The organism is Enterobacter sp. BNK-22, from assembly GCF_048684805.1.
GTDB lineage: Bacteria > Pseudomonadota > Gammaproteobacteria > Enterobacterales > Enterobacteriaceae > Enterobacter > Enterobacter quasiroggenkampii.
In genome coordinates this window covers 1,901,813-1,921,866 of the sequence record NZ_JBLQTT010000001.1, presented here as the reverse complement: position 1 = coordinate 1,921,866, position 20,054 = coordinate 1,901,813, and the positions used below count along the sequence as shown (strand labels likewise).

The 20,054-nt window shown below is 54.7% G+C and carries 18 protein-coding genes and 2 tRNA genes; 9 read left to right on the top strand and 11 right to left on the bottom strand.

What is annotated here, in order from left to right:
* Position 1: 1 nt before the first annotated feature.
* The 3 genes from ACMGGE_RS09135 to ACMGGE_RS09125 all read right to left on the bottom strand — a co-directional run bounded on the left by ACMGGE_RS09135 (position 2) and on the right by ACMGGE_RS09125 (position 4,099).
* Complete coding sequence (locus tag ACMGGE_RS09135) at positions 2-2,719, bottom strand: TcfC E-set like domain-containing protein (RefSeq protein ID WP_420293677.1); 2,718 nt, start codon at positions 2,717-2,719, stop codon at positions 2-4.
* A 72-nt stretch (positions 2,720-2,791) separates the two neighbouring features.
* Positions 2,792-3,298: a CS1 type fimbrial major subunit gene (locus ACMGGE_RS09130; RefSeq protein WP_045908356.1), complete on the bottom strand. Its 507-nt coding sequence runs from the start codon at positions 3,296-3,298 to the stop codon at positions 2,792-2,794.
* A 75-nt stretch (positions 3,299-3,373) separates the two neighbouring features.
* Complete coding sequence (locus ACMGGE_RS09125; RefSeq protein WP_223540234.1) at positions 3,374-4,099, bottom strand: fimbrial protein; 726 nt, start codon at positions 4,097-4,099, stop codon at positions 3,374-3,376.
* 327 nt (positions 4,100-4,426) lie between these two features.
* On the opposite strand from ACMGGE_RS09125, the gene ACMGGE_RS09120 reads away from it, so the two are divergent.
* Both ACMGGE_RS09120 and ACMGGE_RS09115 read left to right on the top strand, forming a co-directional pair.
* A complete protein-coding gene (locus tag ACMGGE_RS09120; RefSeq protein WP_325818652.1) occupies positions 4,427-5,182 on the top strand; it encodes a winged helix-turn-helix domain-containing protein in 756 nt (251 codons plus the stop codon).
* Positions 5,179-5,655, top strand: a complete 477-nt coding sequence (locus ACMGGE_RS09115; protein WP_069719488.1) for a hypothetical protein — start codon at positions 5,179-5,181, stop codon at positions 5,653-5,655. The genes ACMGGE_RS09120 and ACMGGE_RS09115 overlap by 4 nt, the downstream gene beginning before the upstream one ends.
* Before the next feature lie 52 nt (positions 5,656-5,707).
* Here the strand turns inward: ACMGGE_RS09115 and yccA are convergent, their stop codons facing one another.
* Entirely contained in the window at positions 5,708-6,367 is a 660-nt protein-coding gene (gene yccA / locus ACMGGE_RS09110; protein WP_023335168.1) for an FtsH protease modulator YccA, read from the bottom strand.
* 270 nt (positions 6,368-6,637) lie between these two features.
* On the opposite strand from yccA, the gene ACMGGE_RS09105 reads away from it, so the two are divergent.
* Positions 6,638-8,266 carry an ABC transporter substrate-binding protein gene (locus ACMGGE_RS09105; RefSeq protein ID WP_395299939.1) on the top strand — a complete coding sequence of 543 codons (1,629 nt, stop codon included), beginning with the start codon at positions 6,638-6,640 and terminating at the stop codon, positions 8,264-8,266.
* Positions 8,267-8,396: 130 nt separating this feature from the next.
* Positions 8,397-8,484: transfer RNA gene (locus ACMGGE_RS09100), tRNA-Ser, on the top strand.
* Positions 8,485-8,548: 64 nt separating this feature from the next.
* Here the strand turns inward: ACMGGE_RS09100 and ACMGGE_RS09095 are convergent.
* Positions 8,549-8,953, bottom strand: coding sequence for a GNAT family N-acetyltransferase (locus tag ACMGGE_RS09095; protein WP_048027271.1), 405 nt, complete (start codon positions 8,951-8,953; stop codon positions 8,549-8,551).
* A gap of 314 nt (positions 8,954-9,267) precedes the next feature.
* On the opposite strand from ACMGGE_RS09095, the gene ACMGGE_RS09090 reads away from it, so the two are divergent.
* Both ACMGGE_RS09090 and ACMGGE_RS09085 read left to right on the top strand, forming a co-directional pair.
* A complete protein-coding gene (locus tag ACMGGE_RS09090) occupies positions 9,268-9,525 on the top strand; it encodes a YjhX family toxin (RefSeq protein ID WP_008499869.1) in 258 nt (85 codons plus the stop codon).
* A gap of 9 nt (positions 9,526-9,534) precedes the next feature.
* Positions 9,535-10,242, top strand: a complete 708-nt coding sequence (locus tag ACMGGE_RS09085; RefSeq protein ID WP_420293676.1) for an SAM-dependent methyltransferase — start codon at positions 9,535-9,537, stop codon at positions 10,240-10,242.
* 106 nt (positions 10,243-10,348) lie between these two features.
* Here the strand turns inward: ACMGGE_RS09085 and ACMGGE_RS09080 are convergent, their stop codons facing one another.
* The 5 genes from ACMGGE_RS09080 to ACMGGE_RS09060 all read right to left on the bottom strand — a co-directional run bounded on the left by ACMGGE_RS09080 (position 10,349) and on the right by ACMGGE_RS09060 (position 15,390).
* A complete protein-coding gene (locus tag ACMGGE_RS09080; protein WP_045908349.1) occupies positions 10,349-11,185 on the bottom strand; it encodes an alpha/beta fold hydrolase in 837 nt (278 codons plus the stop codon).
* A 155-nt stretch (positions 11,186-11,340) separates the two neighbouring features.
* Positions 11,341-11,559: an acyl carrier protein gene (locus ACMGGE_RS09075; RefSeq protein WP_008499867.1), complete on the bottom strand. Its 219-nt coding sequence runs from the start codon at positions 11,557-11,559 to the stop codon at positions 11,341-11,343.
* Positions 11,560-11,576: 17 nt separating this feature from the next.
* Positions 11,577-13,010, bottom strand: a complete 1,434-nt coding sequence (locus ACMGGE_RS09070; RefSeq protein WP_111966963.1) for an AMP-binding protein — start codon at positions 13,008-13,010, stop codon at positions 11,577-11,579.
* Positions 13,007-14,125: an MBOAT family O-acyltransferase gene (locus tag ACMGGE_RS09065; protein ID WP_420294185.1), complete on the bottom strand. Its 1,119-nt coding sequence runs from the start codon at positions 14,123-14,125 to the stop codon at positions 13,007-13,009. Before ACMGGE_RS09065 ends, ACMGGE_RS09070 begins: the two co-directional genes overlap by 4 nt.
* A gap of 128 nt (positions 14,126-14,253) precedes the next feature.
* Positions 14,254-15,390, bottom strand: coding sequence for a D-alanyl-lipoteichoic acid biosynthesis protein DltD (locus ACMGGE_RS09060; RefSeq protein ID WP_048027280.1), 1,137 nt, complete (start codon positions 15,388-15,390; stop codon positions 14,254-14,256).
* Between the two features lie 278 nt (positions 15,391-15,668).
* Between ACMGGE_RS09060 and ACMGGE_RS09055 the strand changes: the two genes are divergently transcribed.
* A tRNA-Ser gene (locus ACMGGE_RS09055) sits at positions 15,669-15,756 on the top strand.
* A gap of 69 nt (positions 15,757-15,825) precedes the next feature.
* On the opposite strand, the gene ACMGGE_RS09050 is transcribed toward ACMGGE_RS09055, so the two are convergent.
* Positions 15,826-16,707, bottom strand: a complete 882-nt coding sequence (locus tag ACMGGE_RS09050) for a helix-turn-helix domain-containing protein (protein WP_420293675.1) — start codon at positions 16,705-16,707, stop codon at positions 15,826-15,828.
* Positions 16,708-16,935: 228 nt separating this feature from the next.
* On the opposite strand from ACMGGE_RS09050, the gene ACMGGE_RS09045 reads away from it, so the two are divergent.
* Complete coding sequence (locus ACMGGE_RS09045; RefSeq protein WP_420293674.1) at positions 16,936-18,774, top strand: DUF2264 domain-containing protein; 1,839 nt, start codon at positions 16,936-16,938, stop codon at positions 18,772-18,774.
* Positions 18,771-20,051 (top strand): oligosaccharide MFS transporter, encoded by a 1,281-nt coding sequence (locus ACMGGE_RS09040; protein WP_063621329.1) that lies wholly within the window; start codon positions 18,771-18,773, stop codon positions 20,049-20,051. The genes ACMGGE_RS09045 and ACMGGE_RS09040 overlap by 4 nt, the downstream gene beginning before the upstream one ends.
* Positions 20,052-20,054 lie beyond the last annotated feature (3 nt).

Here is a 20,054-nt window from a genome sequence, read left to right as displayed (position 1 = left end):
ATCATTTCCCTTTTGTGAGGCTATCGGTGTTCATGGCCGTCGGGCCAGCAGGGACTGACCGTCCGGCCAGCATCAGCTGTGCCTGCTGCTGGACGGCATCCGGCAGGGCGGAGAAGGTTAATTCCTTACAGGGAATCGAACCGACGTAACGCACGACGTCGCGCATGCTCTTCACGTTCAGCGCGCACTGATAAAATTGCTGCTGACGCACCAGGTAGAGGTTATGCAGCAGGGCGTCGCTTTGCGCGCTAAACCCGCCGTTGCCAAGGTCGCTCCAGCCGTTCACGTTCAGCGGCACGCCGCCGATAAACGGCGAATGGTGCTCGTCGGTTAACTGGCCAAGCCAGGTGTAGCTTGCGGTCGTTTGCACGTCCCGTCGCAGCAGTTTGCCTGGCACCATAAACAGCGTTCTGCTGCCTGACCCTTGCGTGATTTCACTGCTGGCTCCCCGGGAGACGTCCAGCGATTCGTTAATCGTCAACGTCGTCTGCTGATAGCCCGGTACCGCGAAGAGGGCGCGGCTATTGCCCGGAATGTCTGCGCTCCCGCTGTTATCCAGCGACACGGCGACGCGCGGATCCTGAGCATCTTCCGGCGTCGCCACGTTCACCGCGACGGCGGAAGCAGGGCGACCGTCGCTCCAGCGGCCCAGCCACAGGCCAGAACGGGACAGCGCGAGCGTTGAGCTGTAGTTGCCGCTGCTGCTCAGCGTATGGCGGCGGTCCTGACGATCCCAGGCGTCGCTGACCGTCAGGCTTCCGTTGCCATATCGTCCGCCCTGGCGCGTATAGGCTGAGGTATTCAGCGAGTCGCTGTTAATGCCCGACGCGCTGAGGCCATACTCATTTTCACCGCGGGCATCGGCATACCAGTTATGCGCCACGCTGTAGCTCAGCTGGTTTTTTTCACGCTGCTGGTGCTGCCATGTCGCGCCCAGAGAGGTGTAGCTTGAGGCATCACCCTGACGGTTATGCGCCATGGACAGGCTCACGCTCAGGTAGCCGCCTTTATCCCTGCCGTCGCGGGCGTCATCGTTACGCATGAAGAGGTTAATGCTGCTGTTAATGTTCAGGCCTCGGGTGCTAAAGGCATTGCTCAGGCCAGCCTGCCAGGCCCGCGTGCGCGAGCGGGTCATATAGACCGATTCCCACGGCAGACCCGCATCGTGACGATTGTCACTGTCCGGCAGCTCCCGGCGTGAAACGTACCGGCCTTCGTTGCGGTTATCCGAATAGCCCAGGCTCGCATACCAGGTGCCGACCGGGACGGAGAACATCACCGAGAGGGTGCGATAACAGCCATTCACGGCGTCAAATCCCGCGCTTTGGGTGTTGCAGTTTTCAGCGGATAACGCGTTGCGATAGACGCTCAAAGAAAAACCGTCGTTGTAGCTGATTTGCTGAATATTGCCGCGCTGGCCTTCGCTGCCGTAAAGGTAGCTAAACCGGGTACTCAGCACGCCATCGATCGGGCCCGCGTTGAAGCCCCGGCTCCAGTCGATCGCGTTTTCCAGAAAACGCTGGTTTTTCTTGAACGTTGCCCCGCTGGTCAGCGCCAGCGTCGGGGTGACGGGCAGACGAACGCCCGCCTGCGCAACCGCGCGGCGTTCTTCGTTTTGATCGCTGTTGTCGGTTTCGCCCGCCTGCAGGAACCACTCGACGCGGTCAAATGGCGTAATGCCGGTTCGGGTAAACGGCACCTGCTCGGTGCGCGTCAGCCGGTTATTTTCATAGATGGAGAGCGTCACGGTGTAGCTCCCGTCCGGGAACGAACGCGTGTCCAGGGTTTGCGCCCCGGCATTCAGATAGAAGCTCGCCAGCAGCTGATTTCCCCGGCGGGCATCGATACGCGCGTCATGGGAAAGCAGCACGGTAACAGGGGTTCCCTTCGACTGCTGAACCGGGTTCATCCATGCCCGTGTTGAACCCGTGCGCAGGCCGCGAATTTTGCCCAGCGGCAGCTGGCTGAGGTTGATATTTCCGCCAGCGTTACTGAACAGATCGCGGGTATCCATCTCACCTAACTGGACATAGTACTGACGCAGGATATCCTGGCGGAACCAGGCGTTGTTGACGGTGACCTCCTGCTGCTGCTGGTGCCGTGAACGCTGCCCCAGCCAGGTCCAGTCGAGATTCACATAGCCGTCATGGGTGAGCGCCAGCGCGCCGTTGCCCTGCACGGTTGCCGACTGATAATCCCTGTCGGCCACGAAGTTAATGTTCTGCTGATGGATCAGCGCATTTTCGGTGCCCTGAGTGGGCTGATACCATTGATTCTCTGCCGTCTGCTTAGGCAGATATTTCTTGTCCAGGAACAGGTTAATGCGGGCGTTATTCTCGTCATAAATAATGGCCGCGTGGTCGGTATTGATGTAATCACAGCCCGTTGCGGAGCCGTTGCTGCTGCAGGCCAGGTTGCCGTTACGGGCAAGCGGAACGGCCAGCGCGGCAGACACGGTGGCAACGAGGGATGGGTCGTCATTAAACCGGCGTTTGATGGCCGCTACCACGGTTTCAGGTGCGACAAAGCTGACCGTTTCAAGCGTGATATCCGTTTCAAAAAGGCCCAGCGCCTCGCCGTAGAGGTTCACCTCTGTCCACAGGCGCTGCGTCTTCGCCAGGTCTTCAAAACCTGGCGGGACGGCCATCCCTGCGCAGGCGAGTTGGATGGAAGCGGGTAACAAAGCAACAAAGAGGAGGGTATTTTTGTGAAACGCCATGAACGAGCCTCGACATCATCCTGACGTCAGAGGGTGAGCACCCTCTGACGTTATTCCTTAGGTGCTGTGGTGTTACGCACCGCCTTCCGTGGTCGTCGCCTGCGTCAGCATCAGGCTGACAACGCCGCTGTACTGACCGGTTTTCAGAATGCCTTTGGTGGTCTGGGAAATGGTCAGCGGCAGTACCGCTGAACCGTTTTCAATGCTGCCCGGGAACAGTTCGGCGCCTGTATATTCCACATCTGCGGTAGAGAGGGTTTTATCACCCAGAATCACCGTCATTGGGATGGTCTCAGCACCGTCGGCATTCGCCAGCTTCGCGGCGCTTACCAGACGGACTTTTACGTTGCTGGTCGCGGAGTTAGACCACACCTTGGTATTCAGGCGGTAGCTTTCCAGGCCACGGCCAGGCAGGTACTGCATATCGATGCTTGCCGGCAGCGGCGTGTTATCGGCCTGGGTCATATCCAGCTGTGAATCAACGCTGGCGTTGACGGTAATATCTTTTTGAATCGCCAGCGCGTTAACGGACGTGGTCATCGCGGCAACAATCATCAGAGGTTTAAAATACTTACGCATTGATATCTCCATATTTACAAATGAGCACCCTGGCTCTTTAAACAAACCCTTTGGGGTCTTTACGGTAACGTCGTGTTATTGCACGACGGGTAAATCAGCTTCTTCAGCGGTTTTATTCAGCCAGTTGAAGTAGCGGAATTTATATTTCTGGCCTTGCGCCTTCGCGAGCGTTTTTAATTTCCGTTCAGTATCCGGATAAATCGTCGCGTCTTCTTTAATCCATCTGCACGACGAATCCGCATCACAAATACCGATCTCTCTCAGCGGCACGCGCAACGTGCCGTTGTTTTTTAACGTTCCCCTCTGAGGGTCAATCGACAGCGAAACCACGCTTTTTTCCGGTGCGAGATGGATCAGAGCGCCCCAGATTACATTGACGCCCAGTCTTGCCGTCGCAGCAGGGCGTTCTGCCTTGCCCGGAATAATGCTGTCAGGCTGCTTGACCCCTTCAAAATAGACGCGCCAGGTCGTCTCTTTTTCCGGGGGCGTAAGCGATACCAGGCGAACCACGCGCATTGCGCCTGCCGCAAGGGCGAATTTTTCCGGCGTGACAACAACGCCACCCTCTTTCCACGACGCCACATCAATCTCTTTTTCCAGGGCCGTGCCGGGATTAAGAATTTTCTTTTGCCTCACCCGAATGAACTGAATATCATCCGTTTTTGACGCCACCTTAATTTGCGCCGCACCGGACTTATCCACGTTAAGTTCCATGGGATACACGCTCATATTGGCCAGTGCCATTTCCGGGAAAAATGGCAATGACAGCGCGGCGACATAAAAGGCGGTTGTGACGCTCACTCTTTTTTTCTGTTTCACGATCAAGTCTGCCTGCTCTGAGTTTAAAGGCGGCGCGTTAACACCAGGACACCGTCTGCTTTCGTATCGCTTCAGGGCAGGGAAACTTTAACCAGAACAGCGGTTTGTGAAAATTTGTATTAATTAACTCGTTATATACAGTTTTTTATCCTGATTTTCTGGCTTTAAGGTTGTATAGTTAAGCGAAAATACCGCGACCAGGGATGGAGAGAAAATTCCTTCTGATGAAAAAATAAGCAAGTCAGGAGGGGGTTTTCATGTCGATGTACCAGGGATTAAAAAGCATGCGGTAACAGCCGAGAATAAAAGATGTTTTTTATATGCAATAATTCGTTGTTATTTGATCCTGAAGCACATGCAATAAGTCTTGTTGGGCAACCGGAATCTGTATTAACGCTTTCGGCCCCCGCCGTTCGCCTTTTACAGGAATTTATTAAGCACAAAGGGCACGACCTGAGTCGGGAGGAATTGATTACCCGCGTGTGGGAGGAGTTTGGCTTTACGCCATCGGGAAATAATCTCAATAAAGCGGTGAGCGAATTACGTAAAAGCTTCCAGGCACTGGGAGAGGGGTACGAATTTATCGTAACCGTACCCCGTTATGGGTTTCGTTTTGAGGCCGATGTGATTTTTCAGCCCGGAGAGCGTGTTCAACCCGCCGAACCGCAGCCTCCGTCTGCAGCGAAAGTGGAAAAGCCACAACGCGCTTCCCTGAAAAGGTGGGGGATGACGGCCGTATTGATTATTGCTGCATTGGGGGCGAGCTTCTACTTTAGCCGGCAGCAGGGGATATTCGTTCCGGCGAAACTCATGCCGGTTAAGGAGAAAATCGCGCATTGTCGTCTCTGGATTATCAACGATCACGGAAGACCGCTGGTGTTATCGAAATTAGCGGCGCAGCTGGCGGCCAATAACGTGGCGTGCGAACGTGAGGAGTACGACATTTATTATTTCAGCGCCCGTTTTTCTATTGCCGCCGCAGATGAGGTGTTCATTGGCGCCTGCCCGGTCAGTCAATCCAGCCTGTGCAAAACCATCCGTTATAAAAGCGGGGCACAAAAATGAAAATAAAACTTCTTTTTGGGCTGGGTGGTGCATTGGTCGGCAGTGCCCTGGCGCTGTTTTACTATTCCGGCTGTGTGTTTAAAAAGGATGTGCTGGCCTGCAGCACCGAATTTAACTTTACGCGCAATGAGGGAAAATCCAGCGAAGTGAAGGTCAATACCGTTGCCCAGTTCTATTTTCATCGGGACGGTACCGGAGTGACCACCTATAAAGGCGCGGCAAGGGCTGACGGGCAAAATCTGATCGTTGACAGGGACGTGGACTTTACCTGGCAGCAGCGGGACGATGATAACGTCATTGTGTTGAGCTACACCGAAACCTGGCGTCGACACAACGACAATACGCCCGACGCCCAGTGGGGGAGCTTTGCCAGTCCGACCGCACGCTACTATCTCACCATCTCTGAACTCTCGCCTTCCGTGTGGCTGATTCAGGACCGGCGCTATCCCACCTACATTTGCCGGGGTGAGTAGGGCATAAAAAAGGAGAATGCCGGGGCATTCTCCTTTTTCATATCCGTTGTGCTTAATCGCGGCTGGCGAAGCCCAGGATGCTCAGCAGGCTGACGAAGATGTTGTACAGCGACACGTACAGGCTCACGGTGGCGCGAATATAGTTCGTCTCACCGCCGCGAATGATGTTGCTGGTTTCAAACAGGATCGCGCCGGAAGAAATCAGAATAAACACGGCGCTGATCGCCAGATGCAGGGCAGGCAGTTGCAGGAAGATGTTGGCCACCATACCCACCAGCACCACCACAACACCCGCCATCAGCATGCCGCCGAGGAAGGACATGTCCTTACGGGTGGTCAGCACGTAGGCCGAGCAGCAGAAGAACACCAGTGCGGTACCGCCCAGCGCCATGCCGATAAGGTCACCCATACCGGCAGACAGATACGCGTTCAGCATCGGTCCCAGGATGTAGCCCAGGAAGCCGGTGAAGGCAAACGCGGACAGAATACCGACCGGTTTGTCAGCGGTTTTGTAGGTCAGGAACATCAGGCCATACATGCCCACCAGGGTCAGGATCAGCCCCGGAGACGGCAGCATCAGCACGGTGCTGGCGGTGGCGGTGATCGCGGAAAACGCCAGCGTCAGGCTGAGCATGAAATAGGTATTGCGCAGCACCTTGTGGGTGCTGAGTAGCGATGTGCGGTCGCGTGAGGAAGTAATTATACGATCCATGAGTCACTCTCTTATGACAGATGTAATTAACGGAAAGAATAGGAAACGGCGCGTCACTCTCAAAGTGGTTTTACCCATCTTTACTCAGCAGGTTAGCGCGGGAGCTGGTTGTTTCTTCTGCATAAATAGGTTTCACCAGTATGAACAGCGGTTTGACGCGATTAATCAGATCAACCTCTTATAGGTTACTGAAAATTATTGCGTTATTACCATAAGGCCGCTAAGAGTTATTTCCGGATCGTCACAAAAACAGACAATAAGGCGAAGGAAATGAAACCACAAACACGCACGCGCTTTACGCTCTCTTTACTTACCGCCGGGATCCTGTGCGCCAGCACGGCAGCCTGGGCGGCTAACGTGCCGGCAGGAACGCAGCTGGCCGATAAGCAGGAACTGGTCAGGAACAACGGTAATGAGCCCGCTTCGCTCGACCCGCATAAAGTCGAAAGCGACGTCGAATTCAATATTATCAGTGATTTATTCGACGGGCTGGTCAGCGTTTCCCCGTCGGGTGAAGTTCAGCCACGGCTGGCGGAAAAATGGGAGAACAAGGACAACACCGTCTGGACGTTCCATTTGCGTCCAGGCATCACCTGGAGCGACGGCACTGCGATTACCGCGGAAGATGTGGTCTGGAGCTGGCAGCGTCTGGTTGATCCTAAAACCGCTTCACCGTACGCCAGCTATCCAGGCAACATGCACATCGTAAATGGTGCGGATATCGCCCAGGGGAAAAAAGCGCCCGATACGCTGGGCGTGAAAGCCATTAACGACACCACGCTGGAAGTGACATTGACGCAGCCTAACGCGGCGTTCCTCGCGATGCTGGCGCACCCGTCGCTGGTGCCGGTGGATAAAGTGCTGATTGGCCGCTTTGGCGACAAGTGGACCAAGCCTGAACATATCGTCACCAGTGGGGCCTATAAGCTATCCCAGTGGGTGGTCAACGAACGCATCGTGGCGGAGCGCAACCCGCGCTACTGGGATAATGACCATACCGTGATTAACAAGGTGACCTATCTGCCTATCACCTCCGAGGCCGCGGATGTGAACCGCTATAAAGCGGGTGAAATTGATATTGTCTACACGGTGCCGATCAACCAGTTCGCGCAGCTCAAGAAAACCCTGGGCAGCCAGCTCGATGTCTCCCCGCAGCTGGCGACCTATTACTACGAATTCAATACCACCCGGCCGCCGTTCAACGACGCCCGCGTGCGTAAGGCGCTGAACATGGCGCTCGATAAAGACATCATTGCCGGGAAAGTCTTAGGGCAGGGGCAGCGCCCGGCGTGGCTCATCAGCCAGCCGGATATCGGCGGCGTTAAGCTCCAGAACCCGGATTACGCCAGCTGGCCGCTGGACAAACGCATCGCTGAGGCGAAAAAACTGCTCAACGAGGCCGGGTACAACGAAAGCCACCCTCTGAGCTTTAACCTGCTCTATAACACTTCTGAATCGCACCAGCGTATCGCGATTGCGGCCAGCTCTATGTGGAAGAAAAACCTCGGCGTGGAGGCGAAGCTGCAAAATCAGGAGTGGAAAACCATGCTGGATACCATGCATACCCACAACTTTGACGCGGTGCGTTACGCGTGGATTGCCGATTACGACGATGCGGCGACCTTCCTGAACACCTTCCGCACCGGCGACAGCGAAAACACCAGCCAGTACAGCAATCCGGAATATGACCAGGCGCTGGTGAATGCCGCAAAAGCCAAAACAACGGAAGAGCGGGGTAAGTTCTACCAGCAGGCGGAAGATCTGCTGGGACGCGATGTGCCCGCCATTCCGGTTTATCACTACGTCCGAACGCACCTGGTTAAACCGTGGGTGGGCGGATTTACGCCGGATAAGCTGGGGTACTATTACACGAAAGACATGTACATCAAAAAACACTAGGCCTGTGCTGATAAAATCGTCGATGTGTTGTCAGTTCAACCGATTAAACACGTTTTGACTATTTTTACAGCGAACGATTGCCGGCACTCTTTACAGCAAGCGGTGAGGTGTTTATAGTTCGCCTCACTCAGGAAGTGTGGCCGAGCGGTTGAAGGCACCGGTCTTGAAAACCGGCGACCCGAAAGGGTTCCAGAGTTCGAATCTCTGCGCTTCCGCCAGATATAAACCCCAGGTTACTTGTTAACCTGGGGTTTTTCTTTTGCCTTAACGCAGGTTTGTTCTTCACCAGATTCTGGCCATTCCTTCGCTTGCCGGGCGAACGAGCGTAAAACCAAATTTAGTATAAAGCTCAGGCACATCGGCCATTAAGCAAACGTACGCTCCTTTACAGGCGTGGTTATCCAGCCAGGCAACAAGCGTTTCCATAATGACTCTGCCCAGTCCTTTCCCCTGATGAAGCGGATCAACCGCGACGTCGACGATATCAAAATTCAACGCACCATCCCCTACGATGCGCCCCATACCGACCGGTTTTCCCTGAAACACTATATGCATGCCATAGCAGCTGCCGGGCAGCGCTTTTCGGGCGGCCTCCAGCGGGCGAGGGCTAAGACCCGAGATTTCGCGCAGCCGGCAAAACGCTTCTGCAGTGGGGACGGTTTCAACCACGGTATAGTTATCAGGCATAAGAAGAGCTCCAGTCGGTGTTCAGTAAAGGGCTTCAGTCTGGCAGTAAAATTGACGAAAGACGATTTTACGGACCGATCCCGTTCACACTTTTAACCTCCCGCTATTCCCCTGTAAAAAACAGGCGTTATCATTCACCACGTAAATACCTTTTTACCGCTTACCGAGGCTTTGATGCTGGAGAATGTTTTCATCAGATAATCAGCTTCCCGCCCATCTCAGGACGGACTGGTTATCGCTGCGCTTAAACCTTACGCACGCACCTGCGGGTGTGGGCTCGTTTTTACGCATGATGATTACACAGGTTTTCCAGTATGAATTTATCCCGTCAGGAACAACGTACCTTACACGTTCTCGCCAAAGGTGGACGTATTGTGCACGTCCGCGACAGTTCTGGCCGCGTCACGTCCGTTGAGTGCTATACCCGTGAAGGGCTGGTGCTGAGCGACTGCACGCTGAACGTCTTCAAAAAACTCCGCGCCAAAAAGCTGATCCGATCCGTGAACGGGCAGCCTTACCGCATCAACACCACCGGGCTGAACAACGTTCGCGCCCAGCTGGATAATCGCTAAGGAGCAGTGATGAATACACCCTATACAGATAGCTATGACCGCGCTTTTTTGCTCGACACCATGATGGGCCCAAACGCCATGCGGCTTACCGAGGAGCTGGTTGCTCAACTGCATATCGCTCCAGGGATGCGCATTCTCGATCTCGGCTGCGGGAAAGGGATCTCTTCTATCCTGCTCGCCGAAAAATATGACGCCACGGTTTTTGCCGCCGATCTGTGGATTACGCCGGGAGAAAATGCAGCGCGTTTCAGCGAACGGGATCTGGCCGGAAAAATCTTTCCGCTGCGGGTTGATGCTACAAAAGCGATCCCGTTCGCGCATGATTACTTTGACCTGATCGTCAGCGTGGATGCATATCAATACTTTGGCAACAATGACGCCATGCTGGGCACGCTGCTACCCTTTATCAAACCCGGCGGGTACATTGCGGTTGCCGTTCCCGGGTTTATCGGGGAGTACAGCGAAACGCATCTCCCGGAGGTGGTTAAACCTTTCTGGACCCCTGAGTGGTATTTCTATCCGCTCTCCTGGTGGAAAGCGCTGTGGGAAAAAGAGCCCGGTGCGGCGCTGATCGCCGTACGGGAGATGGATACCTGTCAGCAGGCGTGGGATGAGTTTATGCAATGCGAGATCGCTCAGGAGATGATGGTGCCCATTATGGACGCGGGGGCCGGAGCGTATTTCAATATGATCCAACTGGTTGCGCAGAAGCGCTAAGCAGAATAAACAACGCCACCCTCGGGTGGCGTTCATGCATTGAATGGAATATCGTAGCGGAATGTAGGCCGGGTAAGCGCAGCGCCACCCGGCAAGAAACGCGGCGTTATGAGCGAATAAAAGCCAGAATGTCCGCGTTGATAGTATCCGCATGGGTGGTATGCATCCCGTGCGGGAAGCCCGGATAAATTTTCAGCACGCTGTTCGCCAGCAGCTTGTCCTGGAGAAGGGCGGCATTTTTATACGGTACAACCTGATCGTCATCGCCCTGCAACACCAGAACGGGAACCGTGATGGTTTTCAAATCTTCCGTCTGGTCGGTCTCTGAAAACGCCTTAATCCCCTCATAGTGGGCTTTGGCGCTTCCGATCATACCCTGTCGCCACCAGTTCTGGATCGTACCCTGCGAAACCTCGGCGCCATCGCGATTAAAACCGTAGAAAGGACCGCTGGCAACGTCGAGATAAAACTGGGCGCGGTTAGCCGCCAGCGCTTTGCGGAAACCGTCGAAGACCTCGATGGGCGTTCCGCCGGGATTCGTCTCCGTTTTGACCATCAGAGGCGGGACGGCGCTCACGAGCACCGCTTTGGCGACGCGCCCCTGTGGTTGTCCATACCGCGCAACATAGCGGGCGACCTGGCCGCCGCCGGTGGAGTGACCGACGTGCACGGCATTGTGCAGATCCAGGCTTTCAACCACGGCTGACGCATCGGCCGCATAATGATCCATATCGTGGCCTTCACTCACCTGGTCCGATCGTCCATGTCCGCGGCGATCGATAGCGATAACGCGATAGCCTTCTGCAAGGAAGAAGAGCATCTGGTTATCCCAGTCATCGGCACTCAACGGCCAGCCGTGGTGGAAGACAATGGGCTGGGCCTCTTTTGGGCCCCAGTCTTTGTAGTAAATATTGACGCCGTCTTTCGTGGTTACGAATGCCATACCGCAGACTCCTCTGTTAAGAACAACACGACCCCTAAAGTGTAGGAGAAATCACAAAAGCGGTTGGTTTAATTCCGGTGAAGGATATTCATTTTGCGTCTGGGCTCTGGCGAGATGCGCCAGAGCCTTCAGGACAGGATTAACAGCAGGGGCGTTTAGCGGTTTTCTTCAATATAGCGGGCCAGGTCCGCCGGGGTTTTCAGCACCGTCGCCACGTCTGTCGGCGGGATCATGCAGCCGTAAACGTCCTGTACTTCCAGGACCATATCGACCGCCAGGATGGAGTCGAGAATGTCGGATTCAATCAGTTCATCGTGAAAGCCCACCTTACGGGATAACACTTTTTCGAACAGGGCGAGAATTTCTTGTTCCATAATTTTTCCTGGGGTCATTAATTTGTGCGGGCGTAAGCGTCCAGCAGCTTGCGGTCAATTTTGCCGTTAGGATTCAGCGGCAAAGCGTCTTTTACGATAATTTGTGATGGCACCATATAGTGGGGAACCACCTTCGACAGTGAGGTTTTGATGGTATCCGGCGCCAGCTCCGTCACGCAGAACGCGGCAATGCGCAGCACGCTGCCGCAGGATTTCATCAGCGGCAGAACCACCGCTTCGTTGATGCCGGACATCGCCAGCAGGCGGTTTTCGATCTCGTTAATTTCAATACGGTAGCCATTCAGTTTGACCTGGCTGTCGTTGCGGCCCTGACAGTAGATGAGCCCCGCTTCATAACCCAGATCGCCGGTCCGGTAGCCGCGAAACGCCTCGTTTTCCCGATGAAGTAATTTCGCCGCGTTCTCCTGCGGCAGGCCGAGGTAGCCGCGCATGACGTTTTTCCCCCAGATGATCAGCTCGCCTTCAGCGGAAATTTCCATTCTGCTCTCAGGCATCATGACCCCCACCGGCAGCACGGCGCTGTCGCTGTTCAGGATCGCATCCGTGATCTCGACGACGGTTGTTGCGATGGTCGCTTCTGTTGGGCCATAGGAGTTAATAATTTTGGCCTGCGGGAAACGGCGGCGCAGCTGTTTGACCAGCGCTTTATTCAACACTTCACCAATGAAGATAAAGACGCTCAGCGCAGGCAAATACTCGCTGTTGAACTGCGGGGAAAGTAGCTGCTGATACGCAAAAGAGGGGGTGGAAACCCAGGCGGAGACGGCGTTGCTTTTCAGTCGCTCCAGCCAGTTCTCTTTCTGAATATCGTCTTTGGCGTTCAGCACGATGTGTCCACCCATCGCCAGATTCGCCAGCAAAGGGATCAGGGAGAGGTCAAAACTGAACACCGCGTGGTTCATCAGGACCGGTTTTTCCGGCAGCGAAAAGTCCTGGCTGACCCATTTCATGAAGTGCCACACGCTTTCACGCCCAATCTGCACCCCTTTAGGCTTGCCGGTGCTGCCTGAGGTAAACATGATATAGGCCAGATCCTGCTCCTCCAGCACTTTGCCCGGTTCACCCGTGGCGATGAACTGCCGGGTCGCGACGTCATAATAGTAAGGGGCGCTGGCCAGATGGCAGATCTCCCGCAGGCGCTCCTGCGGGTAAATGCAGTCCACCGGAATGTACGGAATGTTGTGCAGCAGGCAGCTATAAATCGCCACGGCGAACTCGGCCTGCTGGTGTCCGTACAAGACGACCGGCGTACCGGCAACAGGCTGGCAACCCTGATAGCGCTGAGCCCAGTCCGTCACGGCAGCGGAAAGCTGCAGCCAGCTTAAGGCTTCGTCGCTGCCGCTGATGGCCAGCTGCTGCGGGGAGGCGGGATCGTATAATGCCGCACGCAAGAAATCCTGCAGTTCCTGAAGATCGGAGTGATTTTTCATAGAGGTGACATTCCACTAAAGATGTAAAGGGAGCCCGCGGCGCTTCCCAGCGTCAAAATGCGTCCCAAAAACGCAACAGCCGGATACTGCAACCCGCGGTGTAACGCCGGGCTGCGTTTGGCTGACCACAGCAGCATGTTGTGAGCGACAGAAATGGCGCCAAACAGCGCGCCGCTGATGACGTAATGGCGTTCCAGGCCATTCCATGCCCCCATGCAAAACAGGGTGCAAAAAATACCGATATTTTGCGCCAGCGTTTTGTTCTGACGGAAAAAGTTGAACTTCATCAGGTTCATATAAACGGGCATAAAGACCACATCGCGCAGCCATTCAGACAGGCTAATGTGGAAGCGGCGCCAGAAGTCCTGCGGATTCTTTGCCAGAAGCGGCATATTGAAGTTTGCCGGAATATTCAACCCAAACAGGCGGCCCGCACCGATGGCCATATTGCTGTAGCCCGCAAAATCAAAGTAGAGGTAGGCGCTATAGGCAATCGACATCACCACGCCCACGGTCAGCGTAAACGGCTTATGGCTCCAGGGCTGCACGACAAGTGAATCAACCAGCATGGCAAACAGGAACTTCTGGACAATGCCGGTAATGATTTGCTCCAGCGCCACTAAAAACTGTTCGCGGTTAAGGGCAAAGACGGGCTTATTGACGTCGTTCATCCATGTCCGCCAGCGATACATTGGGCCCGCCAGAATAATAAAGGGCATAAACAGATAGCAGAAATAATGCAGGAAATTCTGCCCTTCTTTTTTACTGCGATAGAGCAGCACGTCCACCGCGCGGAACGTCATAAAAGAGAGGCCGATCATGCCGAGATGATGATTAAGATGCAATTTCACCAAAAATAAAGGCAGCAGCGTTAACACAATCGCCTGCCAGGTTTTTAACCATCCTTTTTCTTTTAACGTGGCGATAAGGTAAAAACTGAAAAAAACGACCGCGGGAACACGGTAATCACCCTGAAAAATATAGCCCCAGCCTAATGCGGCGAGAGCGGATAACGCCGATAAATACGTCAGGCGATGACGTAATACGCGATTGACCAGCGCAAACGCCAGGGCGGATGAAAATAAATAGACAAAAAACATGCCTGAGCTATACATCATTCGGCCTCAGAACTTTTGATATTCAAAATGCAGCTGCATACTCATGCTGTCATCGACAGAGGTCCACGCGACGATGGTGATCGCCAGCAGGAGATAAAGGAAAAAAAGACGGATCGCGATTTTCATTATTTAAAGCTCTGTGCAATAAAGCGAATCATAGGAACCCAGGCCAGCTCGGAAGGGTGCAAACGATCCCAGTTCCAGCCATTCTGATAAGGCATGGCGTACATATCTAAATAGGGGATCTGGTTCGCTTCCAGAATGGTTTGAATTTGCTTATCAACCGGGCGGAAGGTATCGGTATTGTAAAGCGCCCAGGGGTTAACCGGGTCAACGATAGCAATCACCTGCACGTGACGGTCTTTCAGCAGCTGGACGGTTTTTCTGAACGCGGCGATTTGCGCAGGTACGACCGGCGTGTCATCCCACTGCTGCCGCGTACCGTCCTCCTCGTAAATCGTTTTGTCCATCCACAAGGTGGCCGCGCTCTGCTGGCGTTTTTTATTTAACTCGCGGGCATTCGCCAGCTCTTTATCCCAGTCTGGGGCAATATGGGTGGTTGGCTGCGGCGGCCACGGCTGTACCGTCCGGGGCGTGACGTGAAGCAGTGCCAGCCAGTCGTTTTTTATCAGGGTGCAGACGTTGGCAAACTGGAAACTCACCTCGTCCCATATCAGATCGGGGTGCCAGCCAAAGACACGCATTTGACCAAAGGTTAAATGGCTTATTTCTTTACTATCAATATGTTTTAAATAATTGACTAATATTGGGCGCGCCTGCGGATCCTTCATCAAAGGATTAAAAACAGAGCCCGGGAAATTATCGGCATAGATAGCGGGTGGCAGACCTTTTGAGTAAAAGCTGTCAGGTGCCAGAAGCAAAACAACTTTACTGTTTGCGTTAAGGCTATTTTTAAAACGTGAGAACAGTAAAAACTGCGTTTCGTCATCAACAAACGCATCGCCATACGCCACGACGGGTTTGTGTAATTGCTTATTAAAATAATTATAGACAGCGTAATGTTCATCTTCTGAGGTCGCTACCTCAGACGCACCAATGAAGAATATCGCATTCCCTTCTAAGGCATGAGAAATAGTGGCAATTTTTTCCGCTTGTTCTTTAGGCGTCCCCGCCATTGATTTAATCAGCGGCTGGAAGGCGAGCGGTGGATCGAAGCTCGTCACCAGCGGGTGAATACAAAGGAACAAAATGGCCAGGGTTGCCATCAGGATATGTAAGCAAAGCGTATTCTTGATTTTCATCATCAACCCGTAACACTGCATGGCAGTAATGTCTAAAATCTGCGGGAATTCAGATTTATAACAATTACACTACAAATGACCGTCTATTTTTGTGGCATTCTATACCAGAGCGATTTAAAAGGATGAGCGTTGCTATGTTACGGTATGTACAAGGTCGTGGAGAGTGACGTGAGGTCAGCGTGCGGGTGACTTTTTGCGCAGTCAAACGCGTGTGGGGAAAAATAGAAAAATTCCTGCTTTACAAGGCGCTAATAGATGTTTATAGTGCGCCTCACTTTGGAAGCGTGGCCGAGCGGTTGAAGGCACCGGTCTTGAAAACCGGCGACCCGAAAGGGTTCTAGAGTTCGAATCTCTACGCTTCCGCCAAATTCGAAACCCAGGTCGTTATGCGACCTGGGTTTTTTTGTGCATAAAACCCCCGGCCAGGCTGGAGGTTCAGCAAGCCTGTCCAAAATCGCCCTGACAGGGAATCCTGGTGCAGCGGATACTGCGCCGATACTGCAGTGGCGTCTGACGCATCATCTTTTTAAAGCAGGTAATGAAATAGGTCACCTCGCTAAACCCGACTGCCAGGGCAATAGCGTCAACAGGCTCATCGCTGTACCGTAACAGCTCGCAGCTGCTTTTTATTCGCCGGGTCAGCAAATATTCGTGGATGGTACCGCCGGTCTGCTGGCGGAAAATGCGTGAGGTATAGCTGCGTGAAAGCCCCAGGTCGTGGGCTAACTGGTCGAGCGAAAACTTGCTGGCATAGTGGGCTTCGACCCAGCTCATAATCCGCGAGGCGACGGTCTGCTGGCGCGGCGGGTAGGGCTGCGGCTGCTCGGGCAGAAACGTCATGAGCTGCATCATCAGAAAGGCCACCTCGCAGGCCTCGGTCTGCTCGTTGCCCTCCAGGCGCTGAAACTGTTCAAGGATCCTCTCGATAAACGCCGCGTGATTGCTGAGATCGTAAATCTGTGCTGGCAGATTGCTGGCGGCCAGCGCGGCGAACCGGGCCTGATGGCGCGGGAAGGCGCCGAGCGCACTTTCGACGACCGATTGCTCAATGTGCATCGTCGTGCGGTGATAGGGGTTCTTATCGCTATGATCGACCTGCACTTTGTGCAAACGGAAGGGCGGGAAGATAAAGAGTCGCCCCGGACGGGCGGTGTAGTGCTGGTTATCCACCACCACGATGCCGTAGCCGCTGGAGATATAGAGCAATTCAACGCATTGATGCCAGTGGTAGTAAATCGCGCTGGTGGTGTACATGCGGTTAAAAGAAATGGCCTGCCGATCGAGCGTAATGCGTTCCAGTAGTTGCGTTTCACCCATATTACCTCCAGAACAACAGATTTAAATTTTTAGGCCATCATTTGTAATTTATCCCCCTTGCGTTCGACAAAATCCAGAAAAAATGAAATGGCGGTTTAATTTTGTGAGTCTGCTCACTCAGCGCCAGGAATAAAAGCAGTTACTCTTCATTCAGACGTCGCACCCGTGGCTTTAAAAAGCCTAATAACAATAACTTATCTCTACCCTCGTGTAATGCGGGAGGACCCTGTGCAACCTGAAAATATTCATCTGGATAATCCACTGACAAGCCGGGAAGAGGTGCTACGGCTGGTCAACGACATGCTGAACGCGGTGGCGCCCTGGTTTAAAAAAGACGCCAGCCGCATTGATTTAGCGAACTTTACCGCTCACTACGGTCAGCAGGTGGCGAGCATGGAAACGTTTTCCCGCCTGCTGTGGGGCGTGACGCCGCTGTTGGCTGGCGGCAGCGAGCCGCAGCACTTCTCATTCTATTTACAGGCGATAAAAAACGGCACCGATCCGCAGCATGCTGATTACTGGGGCGATGTCGGGCCTTACGATCAGCGAATCGTCGAGATGGCGGCCTACGGGCTGCTGCTGGCGTTGGCGGGTGAAACCGTACTGGCACACTTCACTGAGACGGAGAAAGGGCATTTATGGCGCTGGCTAAAGCAGTGCGAGACCCAGGAAATCCCCGATAACAACTGGCACTTCTTCCCGATTCTGGTGCAGGTCGGCTTCCATTATTGCGGCATGCCGACCAACCCGCAGGCGCTGGAAGATCATTTTGCTGCCATGGAGCACTACTACCTCGGCGATGGCTGGTATTCCGATGGTACGGGACGGCCGCGCGACTATTACATCTCGATGGGCTTCCATTTCTATGGCCTGATTTACGCGAAGCTCATGGCCGGGGTCGATCCGAAGCGCTGTGCAACGCTGCGCGATCGGGCCGCGCGTTTCTCCTCTGACTTCATCCATTTCTTTGCTGAAGACGGCGCGGCGATCCCGTTTGGCCGTAGCCTGACCTACCGCTTTGCCGAGGCGGCGTTCTGGAGTGCGGCGGCCTTCGCCGGGCTGGAAGTCTTTTCGCCCGGCGTGATGAAGGGCATCGTCCTGCGTCATCTGCGCTGGTGGCTGAAGCAGCCGATATTCGACCGCGACGGCGTACTGAGCGTCGGTTACAGCTATCCGAACCTGGCGATGGCGGAAGACTACAACGCGCCGGGGTCGCCGTACTGGGGCCTGAAGACCCTGCTGGTGCTGGCATTAGATGAGGACGACGCCTTCTGGCAGGCGGCTGAGCTGCCGCTGCCGCCGTTGCCCGCGCAGCACACGATAGCCCACGCGGATCAGGTGGTGGTACATCAGGCCGACCACCTGTGGATGCTGACGTCCGGCCAGCTGGAGCTGAACAACTTCGTGAACACCGAAGCGAAATACTGCAAATTTGCCTATTCCACCCGCTTTGGCTTCACCATCGAACGCGGCCGCTACGGCCTGAACCATGCCGCGCCCGATTCGATGCTGCTGCTGGCCGAAAAGGACAACTACTGGCGTGGCCGTCGCGAATGTCAGCACGTGGTCACCGCTGACGGCACTATTTATAGCCGCTGGCTGCCGTGGCACGACGTGGTGATTGAAAGCTGGCTGCTGGCGCTGGGCGACTGGCAACTGCGCGTTCATCGTATCAATACCCGGCGCGCGCTGGACTGCGCGGAAGGTGGCTTTAGCCTGGCAAACCGCCCGCAGCCGCAGGTACACGAGAGTGAAGGCGCGTGCTGGTTACGCGATGCCCGGGATGTCTCAGCCATTTTCTGTTTACATCCGCACGCTCGCCGCGGCGAGACGGTGTTGACGCCGCCAAACAGTAATCTGCTGTTCGCCGAGCGCGCAGCGGTGCCGGTGCTGCGCGGCGAGCTCGACCCCGGTACGCATGTGTTAATCAGCGCGGTGTGGGCGGGAAATGCCGCCGACTTCGATCCGCAACGCTGCCCGCAGGCCTTCATTAGCGATGACGCGGTACGCTTCGTGACGGCACGACAAGAAACGACGCTCGTTCTGGCTCCGGAGGCATCGCTATGAGCACATCATCGTCCGTACGCGCCGCTCAGTACAAAATGAGTACCTTTATTTTCCTTTACTTCTTCACGTGGTCATCCAGCTTTGGCCTGTACGCCCTGTGGCTGAGCCAGAAAGTGGGCCTCGATAGCGTCACCATCGGCAGCGTGTTCGCTATAAATGGCGTCTTCGCGGTGGTTCTGAAGCCGGTGTACGGCTACATCATGGACAAAATCGGCATGAGCAAGTGGCTGCTCTATTTTGTCTGCGCCATTTCTGCGCTGATGGCGCCGTTTTTTGCGCTGGTTTACCAGCCGCTGCTGCAAAGCCATGCGATGGCGGGGATTATCATCGGCGCGCTGTATCTGAGCCTGGGCTGGTACGCCGGTGTGGCGGCGTCTGAATCTTACGCCGACCGCTTTAGCCGCCTGTACGGGCTGGAGTTTGGCCGCATCAGAATGTGGGGCTCACTGGGCTGGGCGATGGCGGCGTCGGTCTCCGGGCTGTTGTTTAACGTCACCCCGCTGGCCAACTTTCTCCTCAGCAGCGGTACCTCGGTACTGATGCTGCTGGTGCTGATTAGCCTCAAAATCGGCGATGAGCAACTGCGCAATAACAGCGTCATTTCCGCTAATAAGATCGTCTTCGCCGATGTACTGATGCTCCTGAAAAACCGCAAATTCTGGATGTTCAGCCTCTATGTCGCCGGGGTGGCGTGGATGATGTTTATCGCCGAACAGCAGTTCCCGCGCTACTTCGTCTCGTTCTTCGCCACCAAAGAGCAGGGGAATGCCTGGTACGGCTACCTGAGTACCGTCCAGTCGGGGATGGAGTTCGTGATGATGATGTTTATCCCGTGGCTGGTGAACCACTACGGCGCTAAGCGCGGCCTGCTGTTCTGCGGTTGCGTGGTCGGGGCACGGCTGATCGCCTCCGGGCTGACCAGTGACCCGATTGTTATCTCCATCATCAAACCGTTTTATGGCGTCGAGATCGCGCTGCTGCTCATCTCCGTCTTCAAATACATCGCCGAACATTTCCATCGTCGGGTTAACGCCACGATGTACCTGCTGGGCTACCAGGCGATGATTTACGTGGGTTCGATTGTGGTCGCCCCACCTGCCGGCTATCTGTACGACAAGATTGGCTTTGAGCATACCTATCTGCTGATGGGCAGCTGCGCCCTGGTATTTACGCTGATTTCCGCCTTTACGCTGTCGCGCTGCCAGTCGACGCGCGATGACTCACGATCCTTTGCTCCGGCTTTAGATACCGCCCCGGTTGAACCGGCCAAACATTAATTC